At 57.5% G+C, this 25,547-nt stretch carries 23 protein-coding genes; 16 read left to right on the top strand and 7 right to left on the bottom strand.

Going from position 1 to position 25,547, the window contains the following annotated elements; translation table 11 throughout:
- Positions 1-94 precede the first annotated feature (94 nt).
- Genes Q0V70_RS03670 through Q0V70_RS03630 form a run of 9 tightly spaced genes read left to right on the top strand, consistent with a single transcriptional unit; the run spans position 95 to position 7,857 of the window.
- Positions 95-946 (top strand): carbohydrate ABC transporter permease, encoded by an 852-nt coding sequence (locus tag Q0V70_RS03670; protein ID WP_297588476.1) that lies wholly within the window; start codon positions 95-97, stop codon positions 944-946.
- Positions 933-1,772 carry a carbohydrate ABC transporter permease gene (locus Q0V70_RS03665; RefSeq protein WP_297588473.1) on the top strand — a complete coding sequence of 280 codons (840 nt, stop codon included), beginning with the start codon at positions 933-935 and terminating at the stop codon, positions 1,770-1,772. The genes Q0V70_RS03670 and Q0V70_RS03665 overlap by 14 nt, the downstream gene beginning before the upstream one ends.
- 15 nt (positions 1,773-1,787) lie before the next feature.
- Positions 1,788-3,119, top strand: coding sequence for a histidinol dehydrogenase (hisD, locus tag Q0V70_RS03660; RefSeq protein ID WP_297588471.1), 1,332 nt, complete (start codon positions 1,788-1,790; stop codon positions 3,117-3,119).
- The gene (locus tag Q0V70_RS03655) at positions 3,120-4,259 is read left to right on the top strand and encodes a histidinol-phosphate transaminase (RefSeq protein ID WP_297588468.1); all 1,140 of its coding nucleotides are present in this window, start codon (positions 3,120-3,122) and stop codon (positions 4,257-4,259) included.
- The gene (gene hisB, locus Q0V70_RS03650) at positions 4,256-4,870 is read left to right on the top strand and encodes an imidazoleglycerol-phosphate dehydratase HisB (RefSeq protein WP_297588464.1); all 615 of its coding nucleotides are present in this window, start codon (positions 4,256-4,258) and stop codon (positions 4,868-4,870) included. The genes Q0V70_RS03655 and hisB overlap by 4 nt, the downstream gene beginning before the upstream one ends.
- 18 nt (positions 4,871-4,888) lie before the next feature.
- Positions 4,889-5,674 carry a hypothetical protein gene (locus Q0V70_RS03645; RefSeq protein ID WP_297588462.1) on the top strand — a complete coding sequence of 262 codons (786 nt, stop codon included), beginning with the start codon at positions 4,889-4,891 and terminating at the stop codon, positions 5,672-5,674.
- Positions 5,671-6,324: an imidazole glycerol phosphate synthase subunit HisH gene (hisH, locus tag Q0V70_RS03640; RefSeq protein WP_297588459.1), complete on the top strand. Its 654-nt coding sequence runs from the start codon at positions 5,671-5,673 to the stop codon at positions 6,322-6,324. Before Q0V70_RS03645 ends, hisH begins: the two co-directional genes overlap by 4 nt.
- Positions 6,325-6,363: 39 nt before the next feature.
- Positions 6,364-7,098, top strand: coding sequence for a bifunctional 1-(5-phosphoribosyl)-5-((5-phosphoribosylamino)methylideneamino)imidazole-4-carboxamide isomerase/phosphoribosylanthranilate isomerase PriA (gene priA, locus Q0V70_RS03635; RefSeq protein WP_297588457.1), 735 nt, complete (start codon positions 6,364-6,366; stop codon positions 7,096-7,098).
- 36 nt (positions 7,099-7,134) lie between these two features.
- A complete protein-coding gene (locus Q0V70_RS03630; protein ID WP_297588455.1) occupies positions 7,135-7,857 on the top strand; it encodes a glycerophosphodiester phosphodiesterase in 723 nt (240 codons plus the stop codon).
- A 125-nt stretch (positions 7,858-7,982) separates the two neighbouring features.
- Here the strand turns inward: Q0V70_RS03630 and Q0V70_RS03625 are convergent, their stop codons facing one another.
- Both Q0V70_RS03625 and Q0V70_RS03620 read right to left on the bottom strand, forming a co-directional pair.
- Positions 7,983-9,047 (bottom strand): glycosyltransferase family 1 protein, encoded by a 1,065-nt coding sequence (locus Q0V70_RS03625; RefSeq protein WP_297588452.1) that lies wholly within the window; start codon positions 9,045-9,047, stop codon positions 7,983-7,985.
- A 2-nt stretch (positions 9,048-9,049) separates the two neighbouring features.
- Complete coding sequence (locus Q0V70_RS03620; protein ID WP_297588449.1) at positions 9,050-11,758, bottom strand: sodium-translocating pyrophosphatase; 2,709 nt, start codon at positions 11,756-11,758, stop codon at positions 9,050-9,052.
- 429 nt (positions 11,759-12,187) lie between these two features.
- Here Q0V70_RS03620 and infC point away from each other — a divergent pair, with 429 nt between their 5' ends.
- The 4 genes from infC to Q0V70_RS03600 are packed head-to-tail and all read left to right on the top strand — an operon-like array spanning position 12,188 to position 14,698.
- Positions 12,188-13,243 carry a translation initiation factor IF-3 gene (infC, locus tag Q0V70_RS03615; RefSeq protein ID WP_297588625.1) on the top strand — a complete coding sequence of 352 codons (1,056 nt, stop codon included), beginning with the start codon at positions 12,188-12,190 and terminating at the stop codon, positions 13,241-13,243.
- Position 13,244: 1 nt separating this feature from the next.
- On the top strand, positions 13,245-13,439 hold the full coding sequence (gene rpmI / locus Q0V70_RS03610) for a 50S ribosomal protein L35 (protein ID WP_004006656.1): 195 nt from the start codon (positions 13,245-13,247) through the stop codon (positions 13,437-13,439).
- A 19-nt stretch (positions 13,440-13,458) separates the two neighbouring features.
- Positions 13,459-13,842, top strand: a complete 384-nt coding sequence (gene rplT / locus Q0V70_RS03605) for a 50S ribosomal protein L20 (RefSeq protein ID WP_282921720.1) — start codon at positions 13,459-13,461, stop codon at positions 13,840-13,842.
- A 28-nt stretch (positions 13,843-13,870) separates the two neighbouring features.
- On the top strand, positions 13,871-14,698 hold the full coding sequence (locus tag Q0V70_RS03600; protein ID WP_282921719.1) for an RNA methyltransferase: 828 nt from the start codon (positions 13,871-13,873) through the stop codon (positions 14,696-14,698).
- A 48-nt stretch (positions 14,699-14,746) separates the two neighbouring features.
- Here Q0V70_RS03600 and tpx read toward each other — a convergent pair whose 3' ends face one another.
- The 5 genes from tpx to rpmB form a co-directional block, all read right to left on the bottom strand.
- On the bottom strand, positions 14,747-15,244 hold the full coding sequence (tpx, locus tag Q0V70_RS03595; protein ID WP_297588446.1) for a thiol peroxidase: 498 nt from the start codon (positions 15,242-15,244) through the stop codon (positions 14,747-14,749).
- A 245-nt stretch (positions 15,245-15,489) separates the two neighbouring features.
- Entirely contained in the window at positions 15,490-15,777 is a 288-nt protein-coding gene (locus Q0V70_RS03590; protein WP_297588444.1) for a hypothetical protein, read from the bottom strand.
- Between the two features lie 18 nt (positions 15,778-15,795).
- Positions 15,796-17,283 (bottom strand): inorganic phosphate transporter, encoded by a 1,488-nt coding sequence (locus Q0V70_RS03585; protein WP_297588442.1) that lies wholly within the window; start codon positions 17,281-17,283, stop codon positions 15,796-15,798.
- A 242-nt stretch (positions 17,284-17,525) separates the two neighbouring features.
- Positions 17,526-18,824 carry a hypothetical protein gene (locus Q0V70_RS03580; protein ID WP_297588440.1) on the bottom strand — a complete coding sequence of 433 codons (1,299 nt, stop codon included), beginning with the start codon at positions 18,822-18,824 and terminating at the stop codon, positions 17,526-17,528.
- A gap of 458 nt (positions 18,825-19,282) precedes the next feature.
- A complete protein-coding gene (gene rpmB, locus Q0V70_RS03575; protein WP_036324183.1) occupies positions 19,283-19,480 on the bottom strand; it encodes a 50S ribosomal protein L28 in 198 nt (65 codons plus the stop codon).
- Between the two features lie 268 nt (positions 19,481-19,748).
- Here rpmB and aspA point away from each other — a divergent pair, with 268 nt between their 5' ends.
- From aspA to Q0V70_RS03560, 3 genes are all read left to right on the top strand, one after another.
- Positions 19,749-21,194 carry an aspartate ammonia-lyase gene (gene aspA, locus Q0V70_RS03570; RefSeq protein ID WP_297588437.1) on the top strand — a complete coding sequence of 482 codons (1,446 nt, stop codon included), beginning with the start codon at positions 19,749-19,751 and terminating at the stop codon, positions 21,192-21,194.
- A gap of 170 nt (positions 21,195-21,364) precedes the next feature.
- Entirely contained in the window at positions 21,365-22,984 is a 1,620-nt protein-coding gene (locus Q0V70_RS03565) for a hypothetical protein (protein WP_297588434.1), read from the top strand.
- 85 nt (positions 22,985-23,069) lie between these two features.
- Positions 23,070-25,520, top strand: coding sequence for an ATP-dependent DNA helicase RecG (locus Q0V70_RS03560; protein ID WP_297588431.1), 2,451 nt, complete (start codon positions 23,070-23,072; stop codon positions 25,518-25,520).
- Positions 25,521-25,547 lie beyond the last annotated feature (27 nt).

Here is a 25,547-nt window from a genome sequence, read left to right as displayed (position 1 = left end):
GATGTTTTCAGGGAAGAAAGCTGTGGGTGCGTCTGACGAAAGCGGGCGCGCCCACAGCCGTCGCCCATTCTCGAGCAGGTCTGCCCTGACGATAATGGCATTTCTGGCGCCCGCCTTCATCTTTGTAGCCATTTTCACCTACTATCCGATGCTACGTGGCGCCCAGATGGCTTTCCGAAAATGGAACTTGTGGGATCTCAATGACACCCCGTTTGTTGGTCTCGGTAACTTCCATGAACTCATCTCGAATCCTCTATTTCTGCACACCATGGTGAACTCGCTCATCTGGGTAGCAGCATCTCTCATTCCCCAGTTCGTAATCGGGTTCTTAATAGCTTTAGCCTTGCGCAATCGCTTCAGGTTCAGAGGTTTGTATCAAGCTGTTATTTTTTACCCCTGGGCAGTGTCAGGGTTCTTGATTGGCATCCTCTTCAGGTGGATGTTCAATAGTGAGTTCGGTGTGTTCAATGACTTGTTAATGCGGGTCGGCATCGTGGATTCTCCTGTCCCATGGTTAGCGAAACCGGAGTTAGCTTTCGTTGCCGTGATTATCGCGAACATCTGGTACGGAGTGGCTTTCTTCGCAATTATGATTTTGGCAGCCTTGCAATCTGTGCCTCAAGATATGTTGGAAGCAGCGGCGATTGATGGCGCGAGCCGTACGCGCACTCTGTTCAGTATCATGATTCCTTCGATTCGTTCGACTTTGGTACTTACAGTTTTGCTGCGCATAATCTGGATTTTTAACTTCCCGGATATCATCTACGCGATGACCGGGGGAGGGCCCGGCAACCAGACACACATCGCAACGACTTGGATGATTCAGTTCACCCAGCAGGGCAGTTATGGCTTGGCCTCCGCATTGGGCTTCATCGTGGTCGGCGTTCTCACAGTGTTTACCGGAGTGTATCTGTTGCTCTTGACGAGGAGTAATGATGCTAAATAAGACACCGATGTATCTTAAGATAATCAAATTCTGCGGCTTGAGCCTGTGGCTTATCATTACGGTGTTCCCGCTGTATTGGATTCTCCTCACGTCTTTCAAGCCAGCCAATCAAATCGCGGAATATCCCGTCCGCTATTGGCCACGCGTTTTTTCGTTAGAAAACTACACGAATCTTTTCTCCAAGGCTCAGTTCGGCACCTATATGTTCAACTCATTGACGGTGGCCCTGTTGGGTTCGATTGTGGCTACGTTGATTGCTCTCCTTAGCGGTTATACTCTGTCACGTTTTACTTTTCGATCGAAAGGGGCGGTGCTCATCGCCTTTCTCATCACGCAGATGATACCGATGTTCATCGCTCTTGGTCCGCTATACCAGATGTTCACCACTCTGGGTCTGGTTGATACCCGTGCGGGTCTCATCCTCATCTACATCGCCATGACCATACCATTCTCCTCGATTATGTTGCGAGGGTTCTTCGACAACGTCCCTGACTCTCTCGAAGAGGCAGCCATGGTTGATGGTTTGAACAGGTTCTCTGCGCTTTGGCGTATTATCGTTCCGGTTATGTTGCCGGGGATTACAGCCACTTTCATCTTCAACTTTGTCAATATTTGGAATGAGCTGTTCTTGTCTGTAACCCTAATCAACTCGGATTCTAAACGTACGATTCCCACTGCGTTGAACAGTTTCATCTCAAGTTTCAACATTGAATGGGGGCCGATGTCTGCAGCCGCTGTGTTGACGATTTTTCCCACCATGATATTGTTCTCTTTCGCTAGCAAGTGGATTGTAGCTGGCCTAACCCAAGGTGCTACTAAGGGATAGCTGTAAGATGTTACTGTGTTCAACGTATTGGATTTTTCAAAAGAAAACGTAGATGCCGCGGTGCTGCGCGAGCGGCTGCCCCGGGCGGCTCTCAATGTCGAGCGGGCGGTGGAGGCGGTGGTGCCCCTAATCGATGCGGTGCGCCGTGAAGGTGCTAAGGCCCTGCGTGACCAAGCCGAGCAGTTTGACCGGGTGCGTCCCCGCCTGTTGCGGGTCCCGGCGGCTGAAATTGAGAGAGCTTTACAGGAACTGGATTCGGGGCTGCGCGAAGCGATTGAAACGTCCATTGCCAATAACCGGAAAGGTCACGAGGCGCAGCTGCCTCGGCCGGTCGTTACCGAAATTATTCCCGGTGGCACCGTTACGCAACGCTGGATTCCGGTGCGGCGCGTGGGACTGTACGTTCCGGGCGGGCTCGCGGTCTATCCCAGCTCGGTCATCATGAACGTGGTGGCGGCACAGGTGGCGGGGGTGAGCCAGATTGCTTTGGCCTCTCCGGCGCAGCAGGCTTTCGGGGGCTCGGTACACCCCACCGTGCTGGCGACCTGCGCTTTATTGGGCGTGAACGAAGTCTATGCCATGGGCGGGGCCGGAGCGATTGGTGCGTTTGCTTACGGTGCCAAGGGCGAGACGGCCGAGGATGGTCAGGTTTTGGTGGAGCCTGTGGACGTCGTTACCGGTCCGGGCAATATCTATGTTGCGGCCGCGAAACGTGTGGTGTCCAGCGTCTGCGGTATCGACGCGGAGGCCGGTACGACCGAGATTGCCATCATCGCGGACAGCAGCGCCACGCCGAAATTTGTCGCTGCGGATTTAATCAGCCAAGCCGAACACGACCCGGCCGCCGCCTCGGTCCTGATTACCGACTCGTCCGAACTTGTGACCCAGGTGAGAGCGGAACTGGAGCGCCTGGTTCCCCAACGTGACCATCACGAACGTATCGCCACCGCCCTATCCGGGCCGCAATCGGGTGCTATCCTCACTCGGGATATCGAACAATCCATTGCCGTGGCTAACGCTTACGGAGCTGAACACCTCGAAATTCAAACCGCTGATGCCCGCGAAGTGGCAGCAAAAATTCACAATGCGGGGGCAATCTTCGTCGGCGACTACACCCCGGTGCCGCTGGGGGACTACCTGGCAGGCTCCAACCACGTCTTGCCCACCGGAGGCACCGCCTCCCACGCATCGGGCCTGAACGTGATGGCATTCCTGAAGTCCGTGCAACAGATTGAATACACCCAACAAGCCGCGGACGCGCTGACCGACCGCCTGGTGGTATTCAGTCATGCCGAGGACCTGGAAGGCCACGGAGCATCCCTGCTGGCACGTCGGGAAGGCAAGTAAATGAGCGCAACAGACGCCGTTGCCACGCCGGAAGGCTCCATGCAACTGCCCTTGCGCGAGGACTTGGCGGGGCTCGAACCCTACGGGGCTCCTCAGCTGCAGGTACCGGTGGCCATCAATGTGAACGAAAACCCCTATCCCGTGCCGGCTCCGGTGATAGAAGCGATTACCGCGGCGGTGCGCGAGGCGGCGGGCAGCTTGAATCGTTATCCTGACCGGGATTTTCCGGCTCTACGCCTTGCCTTGAGCGATTATCTAGAGCGAGAATCCGGGGTGCGGGTGGCTCCCGAATGGCTGTGGGCCGCGAATGGCTCTAACGAGGTCATGCATCATTTGTTCAGTGCTTTTGGGGGGCCGGGACATCCGGCGCTGTCGTCCTCGCCCACGTACTCGATGTATCCCGAATACGCTCGCAACACCCTCACCGAGTTACTGGACGTGCCGCGGCGGGAGGATTTTTCCGTGGACGTGGCCGCGTTACAGCAAGCTGTAGCCCGCGCTCACCCGGCGCTGCTGGTACTGGCTTCCCCCAACAATCCCACGGGAACCCACCTGAGTTCCGCGGACGTAGCTGAAATCCTGAGTTTTACTCGTACCAGCGGACCGCACGGGAGCGCGACCCTGGTGGTCATTGACGAAGCCTACGGCGAGTTTCGCCGTGATGGGGTACCTTCCGCACTGGAACTGTTGGCGGCGCACCCGCACTTGGTGGTGTCCAGAACTATGTCCAAGGCTTTCGCAATGGCCGGTTTGCGGTTGGGGTACTTGGCGGCCCATCCCCAGATTATTTCCCAGCTCATGCTGGTGCGTTTGCCCTATCACCTGTCGGCTTTGACCCAAGCGGCAGCTCTGGCGGCACTGTCCCAGTCAGATTTGTTGCAAGCCCAGGTGGACAAAATGCGTCATACTCGCGACCGGATGGTGCAAACCCTGCGAGAAATGGGGTTGAGCGTGGCAGAATCGGATACGAACTTTGTTTTCTTTGGAAAGTTCGGCGACCGCCAAAAAGTCTGGCAAGATTTACTTGACCGCGGCGTATTGATTCGCGTAGTCGGACCCGATGGCTGGTTGCGGGCCAGCGTGGGCACCGAGGAGGAAACCGAGGTGTTTCTCTCCGCCCTGAAGGAGGTATTGCAATGAACGAAACTCGGATGCCCCGGGTGGCGCAGGTCACGCGGGAAACGTCGGAATCGCGAGTAAAAGTGCGGGTGAACCTGGATGGGACGGGCCAAGCCAACATACACACCACGGTGCCGTTCTATGACCACATGCTCACCGCTTTGGCACGTCATTCCCTGATTGATTTGGATATTGAAGCCACGGGAGACACCGACATTGATGTCCATCACACGGTGGAGGATACGGCCATAGTTCTGGGTCAGGCGCTGCGCGAAGCGTTGGGGGACAAGGCCGGTATCCGCCGTTTCGGTGACGCGTGCGTGCCTCTGGATGAGGCTTTGGCTCACGCCGTGGTGGATTTGGCGGGACGGCCCTACGTTGTTTGCGAGGGGGAACCGGAAGGCCAGCAGTATCACCTCATCGGCGGACACTTCACCGGCTCGCTGACCTATCACGTGTTTGAATCCCTGGCGCTGAATGCCGGGATATGCCTACATCTGCGCCTGTTGGCGGGCCGGGACCCGCACCACATCGTGGAGGCCCAGTTCAAGGCCCTCGCGCGGGCGTTAAAGGCCGCGGTGGAATACGATCCGCGGGTGGTGGGCGTCCCCTCCACCAAAGGAACTCTGTAGCATCGGGAAAGGCTAGTGATGAGTGAACCGCAAGAAGCCCGAAATCCTGAGGACAGAGGGGACAAACCTGGCGACCAGCAGGCCTACGATGCCGAGTTTGCCGACCTCATCGCCAAACTGGGAGATGTTGACTTTGAACCGGAATCCCCGATTTTAGGCTCGGACGAAAAGCTGGATTTACCGGAAGAATCGGAGCCTCCGCTGGTGAACCGGCGAGCCACCGCGTGTTTCTTAACTCCGGTGGCTTCGGCGGAAGCCTTGGGGGCGCTGTGTGCGTTGAGTGATATTTCGGCCGTGGTGGTGCCGACGGACGCCGGGGCGCTGGTGGTACAAAACCTGGAGTTGACCGAAGAACAGTGGGGAATGGCACTGCTGGTTGAAAGCCTCAATGAGCTGGACTCGGACTTGGATACGGTGGCGTCTACGCTTACTGAGATTATTCGAATGCCGGTGGTGGTGTTTTCTGCCTTGCTGGCTCCCGGCACCGAACAGGAACCCGGAGTGACCGGTCAAGTCCTGGCGGGCCGCTGGGCCAATCAGGCTTTTGAGGTGGATTTGCCGGCCGGCTTGGTCATTGCGCAGATGCCAATGGTCATCGAGGATCTGGTGCTGGGGAGGGTCAATCCGGCAGATGTGGACGGGGCGGTTGATACCGTCGATATGCCCCGCTGGAAAGCGTTGCGGATGCTGGGTAAAGGTATCAAAGATTCCCGCGAGGAACGCCGGCGTCAACATGGTCAGGCAGATTCCTCCGATGACGCGACCTGGGGTGAGGACTCAGAAGGGCGGGGGGACGCCTCATGACCGACCCTAAAGTTGTCGTTCTGGATCACGGATACGGCAATGTGCTTTCCGTCGCGCACGCCCTGGAGCGGGCGGGAGCCCAGGTGTCTCTCTCGGTTGACGCGGCTGAAGTCGCGCAGGCCGACGGTTTGGTCGTTCCCGGAGTGGGAGCCTTCGCGGCGGTAATGCGTTCCCTGCAAGCCTCGCGGGCGCCGTTGATGATTGAACGCCGGCTCGCTGGAGGCCGCCCGGTTCTGGGCATCTGTGTCGGCTTGCAGGTCATGTTTACTTCCGGAGACGAAAACGGGGAAGTCACCGCCGGGCTGAATCAATGGCCCGGAATGGTGACGGCGCTGCCGGCGGCGCGTTTACCGCATATGGGCTGGTCAAAGGTGCATGTCCCGGCCCAGTCGCAGCTGTTGGCGGGCCTCGACGGAGAGAGATTCTATTTCGTACACTCTTATGCTTGCCTCAGCGACCCCGCTGAGGCCTTGGGAATGGATGAGGAATCACGACGGCTGTTCCGCCCCCCGCTCGTGTCTTGGGCACATTACGGAGCCGACTTTGTGGCGGCCGTGGAAAACCGAGCCTTGTGCGCCACCCAATTTCACCCGGAAAAGTCCGGACCAGCCGGGGCTCGCGTGTTCGCAAACTGGCTAGAGATGCTCTAAAGTTGGCGAGTCGTAAATCGACCCCGGAAAGGACTTTCATTGACGCAGATGGTGCTGTTACCGGCGATTGACCTGGTGAACGGGAAAGCGACCCGATTGACCGAAGGGAAAGCCGGGACGGAAAAAACCTATGGAGAGCCGAGGGAGGTTGCGGCGGACTTCCTGGCGGCTGGCGCCAAGTGGTTGCACCTGGTCGACCTGGATGCGGCTTTCGGGCGGGGCTCCAACGCCGACCTGGTCGAATCCCTGGTTAGGGCCTATCCCGGTTTGCAAGTTGAGGTCAGCGGGGGATTACGTGACGACGACTCGCTGTGCCGCATGCTCGATGCCGGAGCGGCGCGGGTAAACCTGGGCACCGCCGCAATCGAAAATCCCGAGTGGTGCGCCACGGCCATTGAGCGATTTGGGCAGCGTATCGCAATCGGTTTGGACGTGCGCGGCGAGCGAGTTTATGGACGCGGCTGGGTCAGTGAAGGGCCACTGTTGGACCAGATTGTGCGGGATTTGGACGCCTTGGGGTGTGCCCGCTACGTGGTGACGGATGTGTCGAAAGACGGCACCTTGACTGGGCCGAACCTGGAACTGCTGGCTCACGTGTGCCAATCCAGTCCGGCAAAAGTTGTGGCAAGCGGGGGTGTGTCTGCCCTGCGCGACCTGCACGCCCTGCGGGACTTGGCGGGGGTCCACCTGAACCTGGAGGGTGTCATTGTCGGCAAAGCCATCTATGAGCAACGATTCACGGTAGCCGAAGCCTTGGCGAGTCTGGCGGAGTAAAACTGCGGGACTCTGTTTGAAAGCGCGGCAACATTCATGAAACATTTGGCAAAAAATCCCTATTCGTCAGATTGCGGTGATTTACTGCCCGGAACCCAGCGCGCCCTGGAGCTGGCCGCGGCCAAAGATGTGGGGGCAGCGCAGGTTGAGCTGTTTTCAGCGCTGCAAACGGAACGACTCATCGTGAATGCTCCCGTGGCAGTTTCGGGGCGCTGCGAATCGCCATCATTTTCGTCCGTTTATGCCCCCTACGGGGCTGCCCTGCCGGTGTATTCCAGCGCGGCACGCTTCGCGGAGTTGATGGATCCGAAACACCATCGGCCGCTGCTGGTCAACCCCGCGCGAATAGCTTTGGCGGCGTTGGCTATTGAGGGATTTCTGTGGTTGGATGCTCCGGTGGCGTTGGGTGGCGCCACGGAAGCGAAGCCTTTAGCGAAAAACCCGGAGTGGATTCACGCCTATGCGCCGAGCATCATACTAGGACCGCCCGCTTTGAACGCCCTGGTCAGCGGCGACGATTGGCTTCCAGCTTGGCATGATGCCGAACTCGCGACACTGCTCAGCTCGCTATCAGCCCATACGGGTGCCGAAATTGAGACCATCGCAGCCGGTCCGGCGGGGGGACTGGTCGTCACAGTCCGCACCTCAGGCGACCTCGAAGCCGCGAAACTTGCCGTTAAACGCTTTTACAGATCCCTGTTGCGGTCGCCAGAAATCCCCCCACGCGCCACCTACGTGCAACTCATCCCCATTCACTGACGGCCTCCGTACGAGCCACACTCGCACTCGGTGACGCAGCGTTACCGGAAAGGTCGGCGGGAACGCTGGTGAACCTGACGCGGGACGCTAGTGCTACCAGCGCCCCACCACCCTTGTGAAAGACCCTAGGCGTGGGGAATATCGCCCAGCCAGTCCACGACGTGTTGAATCAGGGCTTCGTCAAAGACATCGTCCGAGTGGTGTTCGCCAATCCATTTCTGAATCGAACCGCCGGCTGACTCGTCCATTTTCTTTCGAGCCTCCGCGGGTTTAACCAGGACCTGCCACAGCATGTTCTTGGCTTCTTCCACCGACCTATAAAAGAACGGGTAGTCTGGCGGCACCAGGGCGTGAGCCCATTCGAGGTCAGGAAAGACGCCGATGACTCCCGCGCCCAAGGCTTCTACGTACTCGATGCCGTAGGATTCTTCCTCGGTGGTCGCCAGGAAAGCGGTCGTATGCGCCAGAGCCTCCCAATAGGACTGACGCGTGGCGGTCAAAGGTCCCACCCAAATCCAGTCGCGATGGGAAAACTTCATGGCGGCTTCGCTGACCAGGTGGGTTTCGTGCAAACGCATCTCTACCCGCAGCGGAATCTGGCGGTGTACCCAGTTGACCACGTCCAAGAAAATATCCGGGCGCTTCTTTGCTGAAAGGTAAATCGAGGGGTAGAGCACGACGGGGAACTCTGTCTCAACCCGCGGCCGGACGTGGGCCAGGCGGAACCCCAGGTTGACCCACCCCAGCTGCATCTGTTCATGCAGCGGTTTCACGGTCCACTTTTCTGCCATCTCCCGGACTTCCATGGCGGTACGTTCCGAGTTCGCAAAAGTGGGGAACAGTGCGCAAGACAGGGCCATCGAGGCAATGCCCTCTACCGTAGTCATTTCGCGTGGAGACCACCACATAAAGTTCATGATGTGCGGTTTTTCCGCCCCAGCGTTGTGCATTTTTTGCCACAGTCGCGGCGAGTCGATGACGTCCATGTTGATGACGGCCGTGTCAGTTGGGTCGAGCATCTCAATCGGAGCCACGCTGAAGTTTTCAGCGCGGCGGGCGGAGCCGCCGATGAGGATGGAGTCGGGGAAGTTGCGCAAAATCCGTCGCACCAGGGTGTCTCCGGCAGAGTGTCCGGACACTCGCCCGGCTTCGTCAACTTGGGCATTTTCCCATTTGATTGCCAGTTTCATGGTTATTCCCCTTTCCTTTCCGCAGCCTGGTCGGGTGGTTGCGGGGGATTGCTTTGCGATGATTCTTCCGTTAGTTCAAGGTCGGGAACTTGACTCAAGAGGTCGGTGTCCGGGCTGTCATCCGTTGGTGAGGAGTCGAGAATCTCGTCTAGCGCGGCCGCGTCAATGGGGGCGTCGATACCGCCGGGACGCGGCATAATCTTCATTGCCGGCCGGGTGACCCGGTCTTTCACGCTGGGGATTCCGTTCAAAGCCGTGTCGACCGGAGGTTCGTGATCGTGCATGGAGTCACGAGAGGCGCCGCGGATACGCATCTGATAGAAACTGCACCACACGAAGTAGGCTGAAGCCACGAAAAAGACCCCGGCCAGGATATGCACCAAGCGTGCCTGACCCTGGTTCGTCAAGCTCACCGCCAATTCCACAGCTAGCAGGCCAAACAGGGTGGTGAATTTGATAATCGGGTTCAGAGCCACCGAGGACGTGTCCTTGAACGGATCGCCGACTGTATCCCCGACGATGGTAGCATCGTGCAGTTCGGTGCCTTTCATGTGCAAATCGACTTCCACGACCTTTTTTGCGTTGTCCCAAGCCCCGCCGGCGTTAGCCATAAATATGGCTTGGTACAGACCAAAAATAGCGATGGAGATCAAGTAGCCGATGAAAAAGAACGGCTCGACAAAAGCGAAAGACAGCGTGGCAAAGAACACAGCCAGGAAGATGAGCAGCATCCCCTGCTGGGCGTACTGCGTACAGATCTCTACGACCGCGCGGCTGTCCTTTTCACTGGCGCGTTCATTGCTGGAATCGAGGTGGATATTGTCTTTGATGAAGGCCACGGCGCGGTTCGCTCCGGTCGTTACGGCCTGGATAGAGGCCCCGGAGAACCAGTAAATGACGGCGCCGCCAGTAATCAACCCCAGCAGGAACGGAGCGTGAAGCAGTGAAAGATTGCCCACGGCTTGTGCATCTTGCAGACGATCTGTGAGCGTCATGATGATAGAGAAAATCATGGTGGTAGCGCCTACCACGGCGGTACCAATGAGAACCGGCTTTGCCGTGGCTTTAAACGTGTTACCTGCTCCGTCGTTGTCCTCCAGCATGAGTTTCGCGGTGTCCCAAGCGGGTTTGATGGTGAAGTCAGCCATCAACTCGGCTTCGATGTTCTCTACCGATTCGATACGCGACAGTTCATAGACTGATTGAGCGTTGTCGGTTACCGGACCGTAGGAATCAACGGCGATGGTTACCGGACCCATCCCCAAGAAACCAAAAGCTACCAGGCCAAACGCGAATACTGCCGGAGCTGCCATCAGGGATTCCGGTATCAGCAGGGAAATCAGGAAAGCGATTCCCATCAGACCCACAATGGTGATTCCCAGCCAGTATCCGGACATATTGCCGGAAACCATGCCGGACAAAATGTTCAGTGAAGCACCACCCTCACGAGAGGATTTCACGGTTTCCCGCACGAAACGCGCTTTTGTGGAGGTAAATACTTTCACCAGTTCGGGAATCAGGGCTCCCGCGAGAGTACCGCAGGTCACGATGGTGGCCAGTTTCAGCCACAAGTGGTTGCTTTGTTCACCCACCACAAAGAAAGACACCAAGAAAATCAATACGATGCACAGAATCGAAGTCAACCAGACCAGCGTCGTTAACGGGGTTTCAAAGTTCATGCGTTTCGCGTCCCCGTAACGTCCCTTGACCCACAAGGCGTTGATGGCGTAGGCCAGTGCCGCACCGATAATCATCGCCGCGCGTACCGTAAAGATCCACACCAGCAGCAGCGCCTGAATGGAGGGGTCTGGCACTGCCAGAATGACGTAAGTCACCAGAGCCACGCCGGTGACGCCGTAGGTTTCAAAGCCGTCAGCGGAAGGCCCCACCGAGTCTCCAGCATTGTCCCCGGTGCAGTCGGCGATGACCCCGGGGTTACGCGGGTCGTCCTCGTCAATTTTGAACACGATCTTCATGAGGTCCGCACCGATATCGGCAATCTTGGTAAAGATACCCCCCGCGATACGCAGCGCGGACGCCCCTAGTGACTCCCCGATAGCAAAACCGATGAAACACGAACCGGCCACGTCAGCGGGTAGGAACACCAGAATAACCAGCATCATGAATAGTTCGAGGGAAATCAGCACGGTCCCGATGGACATCCCGGCCTGCAGCGGAATCTGGTGAACGGGGTAGGGCTTGCCACGCAGCGAGGCAAAAGCTGCCCGGGCGTTAGCGAAAGTATTGACACGAATGCCGAACCAGGCTACGGCAAACGAACCGCCCATCCCCAGCAAGCTGAATAGCACCACAATTCCGACTTTGCCCCAGCTAAAGCCCACTAACACCTTGTAATAGACGAGGATAATGACCGTGATGAATGCCCACAGCAACAGCAGGAACTTACCTTGTTTCACCAAGTAGGCTTTGCAAGTGGAGTAAATGAGTTCGGCAACGTCCAACATGGATTTATGCACCGGCAGGCTGCGGAGTTTAAAGAACGTCACTGTTCCAAACACTAGACCGGCGATGCACACCACCATGCCGAAAATCAGCAGGCTGGTTCCGGGGATGCCGTGTATGTTGGCGAGGGACAAGTCGGGAAGTATCAGGTTTGCCTCCCCGCCGCCAGGTCCGTCGCCTTGTCTCGCGCTAGTTTGCGGGAGTGCCACCGCCAGGCTTGCAGCCAGAGCTTTCAGGTTAGGAATCATCGGTCTGCCTCGTTTCCATAGGTCGTTACCTCACCCGTAATTTTAGGTGGCATTTCCGGGATTTTTGGGGCTTTTAGGGGTGAGCTTGGGTTGTACCTGACAATGTCAACCTCGGCAGTCACCAGGCCGGTCCTATCCGTTGTCGCTTGTAGGCAATTTTTCGATAGTTACAGTTTTGCTTGGGTTTTATACAGGCTTCAGCCAGACGAAATGTGCGAAAACCTCGCGGATGCGCTAGAATCTAGTCTGTTCGGCTGTATGCCGAAGCAAGCGGAAAGTTTTTCCCACCTCCACCCGGTGCAGTTTTCTTTTGGAGACGCACGTCTTGGGTTACGGTCTAAAGCGCTCGGCTGTGCTTTTTATGCCACAGACGTGGGGTAACTTTGTGTATGCTTCGGCTCGCGGCGTGGTTACAAGCAAGGAGTCCTCATTACTGACGTAAGGATTAATGACCAAATTCGGGTGCCAGAAGTGCGCCTGATTGGTGCAAACGGCGAACAAATCGGAGTGGTGGCCACCATGAAGGCTATCACCTTGGCCGATGACGCCGGTCTGGACCTGGTGGAAGTCGCCCCCGAAGCGCATCCTCCGGTGTGCAAACTGATGGATTACGGCAAATACAAGTACGAAGCCGCGCAGAAGGCTCGCGATCAACGCCGGAATCAGGCCAGTACGCAGCTGAAAGAAATCCGCCTGGGACTGAAGATTGACGACCACGACTACGAGGTGAAAAAAGGCCACATTCTGCGTTTCCTCGATGGCGGAGACAAAGTCAAAATCATGATCAAGTTCCGCGGACGGGAACAGAGCCGCCCCGAAATGGGCATCAAGCTTTTGGAACGCTTGGCTGAAGACATCGCAGATGACGGTGTCGTTGAGTCCGCACCCCGGCAGGACGGTCGTTCCATGACTATGGTAATCGGCCCGGTTAAGAAAAAGACTGACGCCGTGAGCCAACAACGCAAGCGCCGCGAAGACGAACGTCAGGCGAAGCGTGACGCCAAGGCGGAACGGGCTTTGCGCAATCAGCAACGGGTGGCTCAACAAGCGAACGCTCCGGTTTTGAAACCGCTGACTTTCGATCAGCTCGGCTCGGGCAACCTGGCCGCCGTGGCTTCCCAGGCTTCCGAGTCTCCCGCCGCGAAGCCGGCTGCCAAATCGCCAGCGCGAAAGAAACCCGCCAGCTCCACCGCGTCGGAAACTTCGACGCCAGCGGCGAAACCTGCAGCTAATACAGACCAAAGCCCGGAAGCCGACGAAAAACCGGCCACGCGGAAAGCTCCGGCTCGAAAAACGACCGCGAAACCGGCTGCAAAAACCGCGGCGAAAACCACTGCGGCGGCTGATAAACCTGCTGCCACCACTGCCAAGGCTCCAGCCCGGAGAACGACTGGCACCACCAAGAAAGCTGCCCCCAAGACAACCGCGGGCAAAACCGATAAACCGGCCACCAAGAAGGCCCCGCTTAAGAAAGAGGAGAAATAATATGCCAAAGAATAAAACCCATTCTGGGACTAAAAAGCGGATTCGTGTTACTGGCTCCGGCAAGTTGATGCGCGAACAGACTAACAAGCGCCACCTGCTGGAACACAAGTCGTCTCGGCGTACTCGTCGCCTCAGCCAGGACCAGGTCGTGGCTCCCGCTGACGTGAAACGCATGAAGAAGCTGTTGGGTAAGTAAAGGAAAAAGGAGATAAATCATGGCACGTGTTAAGCGCGCAGTAAACGCTCACAAGAAACGCCGCACCACTCTGGAACGGGCCGAGGGCTACCGCGGCCAGCGTTCTCGCCTGTACCGTAAGGCTAAGGAACAGGTCACCCACAGTTTTGTGTATAACTACCGCGACCGCAAGGCGCGCAAGGGCGACTTCCGTCGGCTGTGGATTACCCGTATCAATGCGGCCTGCCGCGCCCAGGGCATGACCTACAATCGCTTCATGCAGGGTCTGCGTTTGGCTGGCATTGAAGTCGATCGGCGGATGCTGGCCGAACTGGCAGTTAGCGACATTGCGGCTTTCAACGAATTGGTTAAAGCTGCGCAGGCCGCTCTGCCCAAAGATGTAAACGCTCCCGCGGCTGCCTAAAGCCCGGCGTTTATCAATCGACAATTCTATGGTGGAACGTCGCGAAATCCTCGACAACCCCGGAAGCGAACGCATCCGGAAGGTGGCGGGGCTTTCGCGGCGTTCCGCGCGTTTGCGTTCGGGTTTAACGCGGGTCGAAGGTCCCCAAGCGGTCACTGAGCTGCTGCATAGTGCCCCTCAGGGAGCGGTGACAGATTTATTTGTGACCGAGGCAGGCGCCGAGACTCGCCCGGAGCTACTGGATTTTGCTCAGTCCACAGTATCTGCGGGGGGACTGCATATTCATATTGTTTCCCCGCAAGTTGAGAAGGCGCTGAGTGATGCCGCACAAGGGTGGATTGCGGTGGCGCGTTTTGAGGCTTTTCCGTCCGTGCCGGCCTCGCCGGAGGGGACCTTGGCTTTGATTCTGCCCGCTACTCAAGACCCGGGCAACGCGGGGACGCTGATTCGGCTGGCTGATGCCTGCGGGGCCTCAACGGTGTTTATGGGGCAAGACTGTGCCGATGCGACCAGTCCGAAAGTCATTCGCGCTTCGGTGGGTAGTGTGTTCCATGTTCCCACGCCGCGGTTTCAGGATTTAGAAGCCGTAGTGGCGGCTCTGCGAGCCGAAGGGTGGACCATTGTGGGCACGTCGCTATCCGGCGACGTCATGTTGACCCCGGTTACAGCCGCGACCTGGAGTGACAAGAAGGTCGCTTGGGTGATGGGCAATGAAGCGCACGGGCTGGACCCAACCGAGGAATCCTGGTGCGATGTACTCGTGTCCATTCCCATGTTTGGGCGTGCCGAGTCCCTAAACGTAACGTCCGCGGCGACCTTGTGCCTGTGGATGAGCGCAGCAGCGCAACGGCTGTGACCGGTGGTTTTGCCGGTCGCCGCTAGTACGAAACGAAAACAGGGAAGCCTAGTTCAGTGCTTGCAGAGCCGATTCAAAGTCAGGATCCGTGGTGATTTCGTCGACCAGCTGGGTGTATTTCACCACACCGTTCGGATCAATAATCACGATGGAACGAGCGAACAATCCGGCCATAGGGGAGTCTGCTAGCTGGACACCGTAGTCCTGGCCGAAACTGGAACGGAACGCCGAAGTCGTGGTGACGTGGTCGATACCTTCTGCGGCGCAAAAACGCCCTAGGGCAAAAGGCAGGTCGCGCGAAACACAGACGACTTCCACCCCATCGAGCTTCGCGGCTTCGGCGTTGAAACGCCGTACTGAGGCTGCGCAAACCCCCGTATCAATGGAGGGGAAAATATTGAGGAGCACTGTCTTGCCGCGGAAATCAGACAGTTTCGCTTCGGACAGGTCCTGTTTGACGGTCACGAAGTCCGGGGCGGGAGAACCCACCGCGGGCAGTGAACCAACAGTATTTACGGGATTACCTTGCAAATGAGTTGTAGCCATACTTTCATCCTAACAGTGTCTTTTCCCGGTCAGGTCGAAACCGTAGTGAGACTAAGCGATCGAAATTTGCGTTTAAATCGGGGTTGCTGGCCTATATAGCCACCTATCCCTGTTTAATCCCCGATTTCTAACGCCCCGCTCGCGATATACCCGGAAAAGACCCCTAATTCGGGGGCTGGAGTCTAAAAAGGTAGTTGCCTCGGCCGGAAACCGAGGCAACTAGTGTCGAATTTTTCAGAAAGTATTTATATTGCCCCAAAGGGTGCCCATCCAGTGTAGAACTCTATGGAGTCTTTTGCCACCCAGACAATAGCGGCCATGATAATGACCGCCAGAGAACCGTAGACTGCCCAGCCCAGAGCTCGCATCTGCGGCGTTGGCTCGGTGTCGGCGATAACTTCACCGGTTTCATCACGAATGGGATCCCCGGCATGAGCGCGCATCCCCAGGGCATAGAGCATGGGAATCCCGGCTCCAAAAATGAGGGCCAAAGCGGCCACTCGAACGATTGCCCAAGCCATTTCGACAGTCATTGTTCGTCCTTTCCGAGGTTACTTATCCGGCGATTCCGAAGCGGTGGCGGCAACCGTTTTACCCGCGCTGGCGCTGGCCGTGACGGGAACGTTACGTTCGCCCTTCAGATGCTCGTCTGAAAAGAGCACTTCTTCGAGTTCACGATCGAGTTTGCGCAGCTGCTCAATCAAGTCGTCGCGCTGGCGTCTCAGCTCGGTTATCTGGTGAGCTCGCGACTGTGAGGTCACCAGGGCGGCTTCGGCGGCTTTATCCAAGCCCTTTTGCATGATTTCGTCGATGTCCTCACGCAGGTTCGCGTCAATCTCGCGGGTCGGCGCGGTTTGTAGCGAAGAATCAATCGACTCGGCGTTCGGATCCCACTCTTCGTTCACGTTGTGAGCCCCCACCGAATTCTTGCGCGAACGCAGCACGATGAGGACCACCATCACCAGCAGGATGGCCAGGTCAAGTAGCGCCCCGACTATGGGATGAGCTCGACCTGCCAACGCGGCAATCCACCAGGTTGCGTAGCCGACCACACCGGCGCAGGGCAGGGTGATGACCCAAGCGGACGCCATCCGCATGGCGACTCCCCAGCGCACGGTAGCGCCCTTCTTGCCCAATCCGGTGCCTAAGATAGCGCCAGTGGTCACGTGGGTGGTGGACAAAGCCATCCCCCCAGCAGCCGAGGTCAGAATGATAGCCGCGGAGGTCGCTTCTGCAGCCATTCCCTGGGGAGGCTCCAGGTCGACCAGACCTTTACCCAAAGTGCGGATAACCCGCCAGCCACCGGAGAGCGTTCCTGCCGCAATTGCTACCGCGCAAGCCAGGATGACCAGGACGGGGATCCGATCCTCCGCACTTGCATTACCGGTCGCGATGAGGGCCAGGAAAATCACGCCCATCGTCTTTTGGGCATCGCCCGCGCCGTGAGCCAGTGACACCAGGCAAGCGGTGATGACTTGGCCGTGACGGAAGTGGGAGGCTTTTCGCTCTTTTGGAATCGTGTTCGTAATCCAGTAGACCAGGGCAGTAGCTGTGGCGGACACGCCGGCCGCGATGAGGGGAGAGACCACGGCAGGAATCACAATCTTGCCCAGGATAGAACCCCATTCCACGCCCCCGGCACCCATCGCCGCGAACGCCGCGCCAATCATGCCGCCGAACAGGGCGTGGGAGGAACTGGAAGGCAACCCCAGCAGCCACGTAAACAGGTTCCAGATAATGGCTCCTATCAGGGCGGAAAACACCACCATCAACAGGTTGATGCCCTCGGCCTGGTTGGTGAGGTCATAAGAACTCAAATCGACAATGCCGCTGGCGACTGTGGCGGCGACGTTCACGGAGAGGAACGCTCCGACCATGTTCAAACCGGCAGAAATCGCCACCGCTTGAAAGGGCTTGAGGGCACCGGTCGAGATAGAAGTGGCCATGGCATTGGCGGTGTCGTGGAAGCCATTAGTGAAGTCGAAAGAAAGTGCCGTAATGATGACGATTGCGAGCACGATAGTGGCAGTTATTTCCAAAGCAGCATCCTTAGGATTGTGAGTGTGACTGCCGGAAGTTCAAGCCGCCGTTCGTAACTGGCAGCCCTCACCCGGTAATCCAAAGGAACTTTACCTTTCGACTGTTAACTGAACAGTGCACGAATGTTAAATGCGTGTAAATTATGGGCAGAATTTTTGTTAAAAAATCTTTTGGGGAGGCTCGCCGTGGCGAACCTCCCCAAAAGTTTATTTTCTGAGCAAATTTTTTGCACGCAACAGGCTTAGAAAACGCCCAGGTTCGCTTTGGCTTTGCGGCCGTCAGTCAAGGTGACACCCAAGGTGCGGGAATCCAGGTAACGGTCATTGCTGATAGAAACATCTTTCGCCAAGCGGCCCAGCTGAGAAACCTCAATCCAGTTCTGCAAGCGCTTGTCCTTGCCATTCGCGCTGCCGATGTAGCCGTCGCCGAAGTTGAAGTTAGCGAGCAGCATCTCCTGCTGGGGCTTAATCAGGTTGGACATGGTAACGCGGAAGGTGCGCGTGGAGGTAGCGCGATCGAAGCCAAGATCCTCAACCGTAGAACCCTTGAACTGGCCGGTGGTGATGCGGCGATCTACACCCTGCGGGCCGGAAACCTGGTGAACTTTGACCAAGAAAGACACCGTCGGGAACTCGCCGTAGTAGTTTTCGGTACCCACGTTCTTAACCCGTAGCGCTACGGTACCGGCGTAACCGGCAGCCTTAGCGGTCGAAACCGTGAGGAAGGGGGCCAAGTCGAGCTTGCCATCATTCACGGCGTTCGGGTCAACCGGCTTCAGCTCGGTGGAGGCCACGAACTTTTCGGTGGGGTGGGGGAAACCAGCATCCTGAGAAGCATTCGTGTCGCCGTTGCCGCCCAGAGCGCCATCTGGGGTGGCGTACATCTTGACGACAACTTCATTCTTCACCGGGGCGGTAGAAGTCCAAGCGAAGGCGTGTCCCCAAGTGCCGTTAGGCTTGCAAGCCTGCTGAGTGCCGGTCATGGTGATGGTACGGAAGCCATAAGTGGCTTCACCAGTGTTGCCGGCAGGAACCTGGTAAGGGCCAATCTGTTGACCAGCGGTGTAGGACAGCGAGTACGAGATGGAGTAGCCGATAGTCTTGGCCAGGGAAGCGGTGATAGACGCGTTGGGACCTTCACCTGCGGGAGTGTTGGTCGAAGCGGTGGCGCTGACTCCCGCGTTCAAGTCGCTGTGGTAAGAGAAGCTGATGGTCTCGGTCTTGGACAGAGTTTGGGTCAGCGGTACCGAGGCGTTGGTACGGTTGGTGGTGGAAATCGTACCTTTGGGCTCGAAGTTGGTCGAGACTTTGTAGATGACGGTACGCAGGTCCTCACCGGCGTTACACACCGGGTAAGCGTTCAAAACGTTCGCCTTCAGGTAGTTGTTTGCCCGGTAGGTGTTGACCACGGGCAGTTTGTCGTTATTCTGAACGGTTTCCGGGGTGAAGTCCTGGAAGGAGTCGGCGTGTGCCGGAACTAAGAAGGCGCCGCCCAATAAGGCTGCACCCGCGACAGAGGCGAAAATGTGTTTTACTTTCATGTTTTCTCCATACGTAGTTGTTATATTCACCGCTGAATGTTCAGAGCCAGAGACAACCCTGTCGCTGCGCACCCAGCTTACGGAGAGATTATCACCAGGCTACGCTCAGGAAAAATTCAGAAAAGAATGTCCGTTAAATGTTCCAATTAGAGCGAGTAAACCGCTAAATAGTGCGAAAAAATCGGGGTCGAGGGGAGGTGAAATCTGGTTTTTGCGCAAAAATTGCTGTGGCGGGGGTTTTACTGCAGTTATGGGGCGCAAAATAGGCATTGAACTGGAATTTCATCCAATTCTAGCGGAGTTCAAAAGGTGAATACAACTGTACGAAAACTACTACTTTATTTACAAAAACTTATCATTTAGAGCTGCGGTCGGAAGCGGGCTTGTGCTGACAACGTGAAAAAACAAAAACCGCGCCAAGGAGAACCTTGACGCGGCATTCAAGAAGTGAAACGGGGTTAGCGACCCGTGTTGCGCACCACTCGATTGGACTTGATGCACTTGGTGCAGACGTTCAAATGACGGGGGGTACCTTCTACGATGGCACGAACCCGCTGAATGTTCGGATTGAAACGACGCTTGTTACGCCGGTGAGAGTGAGACACGCTCATCCCGAAACCGGGACCTTTTCCACATACATCGCATACCGCTGCCATGTTCATACCTCTGATTTCTTGTAATTCTTCAAAGTCTTTCACGGGCTTTGAACCCGCAGCTCTCAACGAGCAACCTCACTATGATAAGGCAAACTGGGTCGATTCTCAAATCGAACCCCGCTTTGAAAGCAGATTCGTTACGCGTGCCCAAGACACCGGTCTTTCTGAAACACGACGCTGAACCCGCAGACTAGAATGGGATTGCTAGAACGCCGTTGTTCTGGCACAACGGTGTACAAATCCTTTTTCCGGGGAACAGATAGGAGCGATGATGGCTGGGCGTATCGAAGAGGACCTGCTGGGGAAACGTGAAATTCCTGAGGATGTTTACTACGGGGTGCAAACCCTGCGGGCAATCGAGAATTTTCATATATCGGGTAAAAAAATCCAGGATGTTCCGGAGTTCGTGCGAGCCATGGTCCAGGTCAAAAAGGCAGTGGCGTTAGCGAATGAAGAGTTGCACGTGCTTCCCCACGACATCGCTCGCGCCATTGTGTCCGGCTGCGACGAAGTGCTAGAGAAGGGCCGAGCCATGGATCAGTTCCCCGTGGATGTGTTCCAAGGCGGGGCGGGCACCTCGGTGAACATGAACACCAACGAAGTCGTGGCGAACCTGGCTCTGGAACTGTTGGGCTACGAAAAAGGCCGCTACGACATCATTAACCCTAATGACCACGTGAACAAGAGCCAATCCACCAACGATGCCTATCCCACCGGTTTTCGCGTGGCGGTGTACACCCAGCTTCACGAAGTGGAGCGGGCGGTGCAGGAGCTGTCTGACGCCTTTGCTCGCAAAGGTGAAGAATTCAAAGACATTCTTAAGATGGGCCGCACGCAGCTGCAGGACGCTGTCCCCATGACGCTGGGCCAGGAATTCAACGGTTTTTCGGTCAACATCGCCGAGGAGCTGACGCGCCTGAGTGTCGCCGGGGCTTTGCTGCTGGAAATGAACTTGGGAGCGACCGCTATCGGCACCGGCGTGAACACACCTGAGGGCTATCCGAAAGTCGCGTGCCAGAAGTTGGCGGAGGTGACCGGCTACGAAATCGTCCCCGCTTCTAACCTCTTGGAAGCCACCTCAGATAACGGCGCTTACCTGGCGGTTCATGCGGTGCTGAAACGGCTGGCATCCAAGCTGTCGAAAATTTGTGACGACCTGCGTTTGCTTTCCTCGGGACCGCGCTGTGGCTTACATGAAATTAATCTTCCCGAGATGCAGCCGGGTTCCTCGATTATGCCCGCCAAAGTCAACCCGGTTATTCCCGAGGTCGTCGACCAGGTTTGTTTCAAGGTCATGGGAAACGATGTCGCCCTCACTCACGCTGTCGCCGCTGGTCAGCTGCAGCTGAACGTCATGGAACCAGCCGCGGCTCAGTGCATGTTTGAATCCATTGAGCTACTGACCAACGCTATTGACACCTTGCGCACCAAGTGCATTGACGGTATCACCGCCAACCGTGAAGTCTGCGAAGCGTATGTGCATAACTCCATCGGAATCGTCACCTATCTCAACGACATCATCGGTCACCATAATGGTGACTTGATTGGGAAAGAAGCCGCGAAGACCGGTAAGTCAGTCAGGGAACTGGTCATTGAAAAAGGCTTGATGACCCCCGCGGAGCTTGACGAAGTTCTCAGCTTGGAGTCACTCATGAGTCCCCACTACACCGGGAAGGTCTGGGGCGACGACGAACGGGGTCTGCCCCAGCGTTGATTCCGTGGTGAGGTTAATTCCCCAGTCTGGTTGGCCCCATTGTCGTTTCGGGTAGCGGCAGTGGGACCGACGTTTATTGTCACCAGACGCAAAACTGGCCAAACCGGAATGGGAACCGGGAAAACCGGGCGGCAACAGGTAACTTAGGAGGTGACCAGGGAGGAAACAGGTTGGATACCGCGCGACAAAAGTTGGAGACAAAAGACCTTCGCGAATGGTGCGTGCGCACGGGGGAGGTCTTGAATCATGCGCGGGATTTGCTGGACGACCTCAACACTTTCCCCGTGCCGAATTTCAATACTGGGGCCAATCTGGGGAATTCTTGGGCGGCGGCCACGCGTGCGGCGCAAGCCCTGAGTCCCTCCCTGCGCCCCGCGGAATTTATGGGGGCGCTGAGCCGGGAAGTCGCGAAATTTCCCTACGGATCAGTCGGGATTTTCCTTGCTTCCGGTTTTGCCGCCTGTGCCGAGGCCTGGGGGGATGCGCCCGTGGTGCGTCCGGCCGATTTGCTGATGGCCATCGATGCTATGGACCAGGCGTTCAAGGCAATCAGTGGTTCAGATACTTGGGAATTTGGGTTATCGCGACTCATTTCTACCGTTTCCGAACAACTTTCGGAACTGGAGCTGTTGACTTTGTCACAAGTCGTGGACACGGCTTTGGTTTGTGCGCAGGAAGCTACCATTGATTCCGCTGACGCTCACGGCGGGGTGGGAGACGCCGGTCTGGCGGGGGCCTGCCTGATTTTTGCGTCCTTGGCTGACTTGGCTGCGACCGCTGAAGGCGACGCCGCCACCAATGTTTCCACGGTGCAAGCCATGTTGCGCGATTGGGCTAATCGTTCGCGTATCGTTGCGGAAAGTCTGCGACACACGGTGCCGGGCGGCGAATTTGCCGCCACTTTCCATTTTGAGGCCATGGATATACCTACCGGAAAGCTGCGGGACAGTCTGCGGGCGGCCAGCTCTGAAGTGCTGGTTTGTAAAATTTTAGATGAAATCGGAGTGGGACGTTTCGTAGCGCACGTACACACCCCCTCGCCTCTAGCAGCCCTGCCATATCCGCACGGAGCTGTGCTGATTCATCATCTCGGCCTCCGCCCTGAAACCCTCGAAGGCGACGAAGACCCCCTGACTAAACTCACTGCTGATTTTGACAATGTGGTGGTTTTATCTAACTTTGCCGCCCGTCAGGCCCCGCTCGTGATTCCGGGTCTGCTGGTCCTCAGCGCCGCGCCGGCACTGGTGGAGACCTACGCTAGAGCGGGAGCCACGGTCCTTTTAGGCACGGAAAATCCCGAACAGATTTGTTGGGCCTGGCGCTCCATCCCCAAAGGCCGCGCTACTCTCATCATTCCCACCACCCCTGAAGCGCGCGAAATGGCTCTGACAATGCGCGATTCCCTGGACGATACCGAGTGCGCGGACGCTCCTGTGATGGTGGCGGATACCGACGACGAGTTGAGCGCGGCGTGGCTGGTGCAATCATTGCAGGGGAAACGGTTTCGCGGTGCAGTTTCGGAGCAGCTGCGCGATTTGGAAACCGCTTGCCGGGATTTGAAAGCCAGCATCCGGGTTGAACCCTTGTCTAATCATGACTTGGACACCCAGATTCGCGATCTTGTCAACGACCTGGGGTCGAACCGGGAACTCCACGCGGTCATCAGTTCCGAAAATGTCAGCACGGACCGGATGAAGTTGCAGCTCGCTTTGGCGAACTACGCGGACATTGAGCTTGTCGCCTATTACGGAGGACAGCCCGGCCCCACCTGCATCGGAGTTCGGCTTTGACGTCTGTGGTGTGTTCCCCGCGGTGACCTCCGGCTTTCCAGCACTTCCGAATTTTCAGTGAGAGGCTCCCTGATAAGGTGAAACCATGGTGAACTTGCAGACCCCTCTGGAGCGGATAGTTAAGGCGAAATCCGTCGTCTCTAAGTTCGCTCACCTGGGGGTATTGACCTTGGGTGATTTGCTGTGGTACCCGCCGCGGCGAACCTATCGATGGGGAGAACTGACCCGTTTTGACTCGCTAATCCCCGGGGCGGATGTCACAGTTTTTGCGGTGGTGATGGATTCGCGTCTGGGTTGGACTCGCCGCCACGACAAAGCCATGCTCACGGTAACCCTGCAGGACCAGCTGGAAACGGACGCCCTTGACCAGGGAGGATTCCGTCCGGACTTGTGGGGAAAGAGGGCCAACCGCCTGACCGTGCGTTTCTTTGCGAAACACCCCAACGCCTTAAACATGCACGCAAATCGCCTGGAAAAGGGGACTTTAGCGGTTTTTGCCGGGCGACTTTCGGGTAAACCGGGCAGCCGGGCCAGCGAAGCCTTCTTGGCTCATCCGGAATACCGGGTGCTGGCTGATTATGACCCGGAAGTCGTAAAGACCCTCTCAACCCGCCCCCAGCCGCTCTATCATGCCACCGCGGGCCTGCCCTCGTGGAAAATCGGGAAAATCATCGACACTCAGCTGCTGATGCTAAACCCGGCGGAGATTCCCGAAGCCATCCCCGACTCGCTGCGCCGCGAGAGAAACCTGCCTGATGCCTACGCAGCCTTGCTCGGCTTACACCACCCGGAAACCGATGCTCAGTACCAGGCTGCTGTGGACTATCTGCGGTTCCGTGAGGCATTTACGCTGGGCGCGGCACTGGCCAAAGCCCGCAACCAGGTCCAAGCCCATCCGGCCTGGTCCTTGCCGGTTTCTCGGGACGCTTCCGCGCCGACGGCGGGTGCGGGTGGGGAACCTGGCGACCTGGTTTCACAAGTCGTGGCGGGGTCGCCTTTCCAGCTCACTGCCGGGCAGCGCCAGGTTTGGGATGAAATCGCGGGGGACATTGCCCGCGAAGTCCCGATGAATCGGCTGTTGCAGGGAGAAGTGGGGTCGGGCAAGACCGTGGTGTCGGCTTTGGCATGTGTCGCCGCGGTACAAAACGGTTTTCAAGCCGCTTTCATGGCTCCCACCGAAGTCCTCGCCCACCAGCATTTTCAGACCCTGAATCGGTTGTTGGGGGCACTGGCGAATCCTCTGGGCGAGCTATCGGGGGCACAGCCCGGCACGGATAGTGTCCCGCTACGTTTGCTGACCGGTTCGACACCCGCCCCGGAGAAACGAGAAATTGCCGACCGGGGAGCGGCCGGTGAGCCGATGCTGGTGGTGGGAACCCAGGCTCTGCTGACTGAGTCGCTGCATTTGTCTCGCCTGGCCCTGGTGGTGGTTGATGAGCAGCACCGTTTCGGGGTGGAACAGCGCGGCGCTCTGCTGGCGAAAGGGGAGCGAGCCCCACATTTCTTGACGATGACCGCTACGCCGATACCGCGAACCGTCGCCATGACGGTGTTTGGGGACTTGGATGTTTCCGTGTTGCGCCAGCTGCCCGCGGGACGCGCGGAGGTCCAGACGTTCCTGGTCAACGAAGCAAATGTGCGGTGGGTCACGCGCGCCTGGAGCCGGGCCGCGGAAGAAATCGAGCGGGGAGGGCGAGTCTATGTGCTTTGCCCCAAGATTGCGCCGGACGCCTCTGAACTGGACTCTGCCGACTCTGCTGATCTTCAGAATCCCTCGGAAACCGGACGAAAAAAGCGAAAGACCCCCGCGCAAACCAGCTGGGGCGATGATTTAGCCGGGTTTGGAGAACTCGAAGAGCTGGAGCCCGGCCGGGTCCTGCACACCGTCACCCAGACCGCGGCACAGCTGGCTGACCTGCCCGTATTTAGAGATATTCAGATTGGGGTGGCACATTCCAACCTGGATTCCGGCGCCAAACAACAGGCCGTGGCGGATTTTGCCGCGGGTCGCACCCCGCTGCTGGTGTCCACCACGGTTGTGGAAGTCGGTATGGACGTGCCCGAAGCCTCCATGATGATTATCTTGGATGCCGACCGTTACGGGATTTCACAGCTGCACCAGCTGCGAGGGCGGATTGGCCGCGGTTCGCGTCCCGGCGTTTGCCTCGCCATTGCCCCCCTGGATTTCCCGCCCGTTTCGGACAACCTGGCAGATTTGATGGCACAAGCGGGGGAGGGAACGCTGGCTCCGGCCCTGGCGCGCCTGCTGGCTTTTGCGGTGAGCCGGGACGGGTTCGCGCTGGCTGAAGCTGATTTGAGAATCCGCCGGGAGGGCGATGTACTGGGGCAAAGCCAATCGGGCCGCCGTTCCCGGCTAAAGGTGCTTTCCCTGGTCAGCGACGCGGAAGTCATTGCGGCCGCCAAAACCGCGGCGGCCGCGGTGGTGGCGGAAGATCCCCAGCTCAGCGCACATCCAGAGTTGGCTCGGTTGGTGTTTGACCTGGGCGAAGGGGCTCAGAATCTCACGAAGTCCTAGGGAGTACAGCTGGCGTGTTTAAACTTG

Origin of the sequence: uncultured Mobiluncus sp. (assembly GCF_947087965.1) — a bacterium.
Taxonomy (GTDB): Bacteria; Actinomycetota; Actinomycetes; order Actinomycetales; family Actinomycetaceae; genus Mobiluncus.
The sequence above is the reverse complement of the archived record's forward strand: the minus strand, read 5'-3'. Positions and strand labels throughout refer to the sequence as shown.

Bases quoted from the DNA above. Each gene is read 5' to 3' on its own strand.
- Q0V70_RS03670 (WP_297588476.1), top strand. From the start codon at position 95: ATGGCATTTCTGGCGCCCGCCTTCATCTTTGTAGCCATTTTCACCTAC.
- Q0V70_RS03665 (WP_297588473.1), top strand. From the start codon at position 933: ATGATGCTAAATAAGACACCGATGTATCTTAAGATAATCAAATTCTGC.
- Q0V70_RS03655 (WP_297588468.1), top strand. From the start codon at position 3,120: ATGAGCGCAACAGACGCCGTTGCCACGCCGGAAGGCTCCATGCAACTG.
- hisB (WP_297588464.1), top strand. From the start codon at position 4,256: ATGAACGAAACTCGGATGCCCCGGGTGGCGCAGGTCACGCGGGAAACG.
- Q0V70_RS03645 (WP_297588462.1), top strand. From the start codon at position 4,889: ATGAGTGAACCGCAAGAAGCCCGAAATCCTGAGGACAGAGGGGACAAA.
- hisH (WP_297588459.1), top strand. From the start codon at position 5,671: ATGACCGACCCTAAAGTTGTCGTTCTGGATCACGGATACGGCAATGTG.
- Q0V70_RS03630 (WP_297588455.1), top strand. From the start codon at position 7,135: ATGAAACATTTGGCAAAAAATCCCTATTCGTCAGATTGCGGTGATTTA.
- Q0V70_RS03625 (WP_297588452.1), bottom strand. From the start codon at position 9,047: ATGAAACTGGCAATCAAATGGGAAAATGCCCAAGTTGACGAAGCCGGG.
- Q0V70_RS03620 (WP_297588449.1), bottom strand. From the start codon at position 11,758: ATGATTCCTAACCTGAAAGCTCTGGCTGCAAGCCTGGCGGTGGCACTC.
- rpmI (WP_004006656.1), top strand. From the start codon at position 13,245: ATGCCAAAGAATAAAACCCATTCTGGGACTAAAAAGCGGATTCGTGTT.
- rplT (WP_282921720.1), top strand. From the start codon at position 13,459: ATGGCACGTGTTAAGCGCGCAGTAAACGCTCACAAGAAACGCCGCACC.
- Q0V70_RS03600 (WP_282921719.1), top strand. From the start codon at position 13,871: ATGGTGGAACGTCGCGAAATCCTCGACAACCCCGGAAGCGAACGCATC.
- tpx (WP_297588446.1), bottom strand. From the start codon at position 15,244: ATGGCTACAACTCATTTGCAAGGTAATCCCGTAAATACTGTTGGTTCA.
- Q0V70_RS03590 (WP_297588444.1), bottom strand. From the start codon at position 15,777: ATGACTGTCGAAATGGCTTGGGCAATCGTTCGAGTGGCCGCTTTGGCC.
- Q0V70_RS03580 (WP_297588440.1), bottom strand. From the start codon at position 18,824: ATGAAAGTAAAACACATTTTCGCCTCTGTCGCGGGTGCAGCCTTATTG.
- rpmB (WP_036324183.1), bottom strand. From the start codon at position 19,480: ATGGCAGCGGTATGCGATGTATGTGGAAAAGGTCCCGGTTTCGGGATG.
- aspA (WP_297588437.1), top strand. From the start codon at position 19,749: ATGATGGCTGGGCGTATCGAAGAGGACCTGCTGGGGAAACGTGAAATT.
- Q0V70_RS03560 (WP_297588431.1), top strand. From the start codon at position 23,070: ATGGTGAACTTGCAGACCCCTCTGGAGCGGATAGTTAAGGCGAAATCC.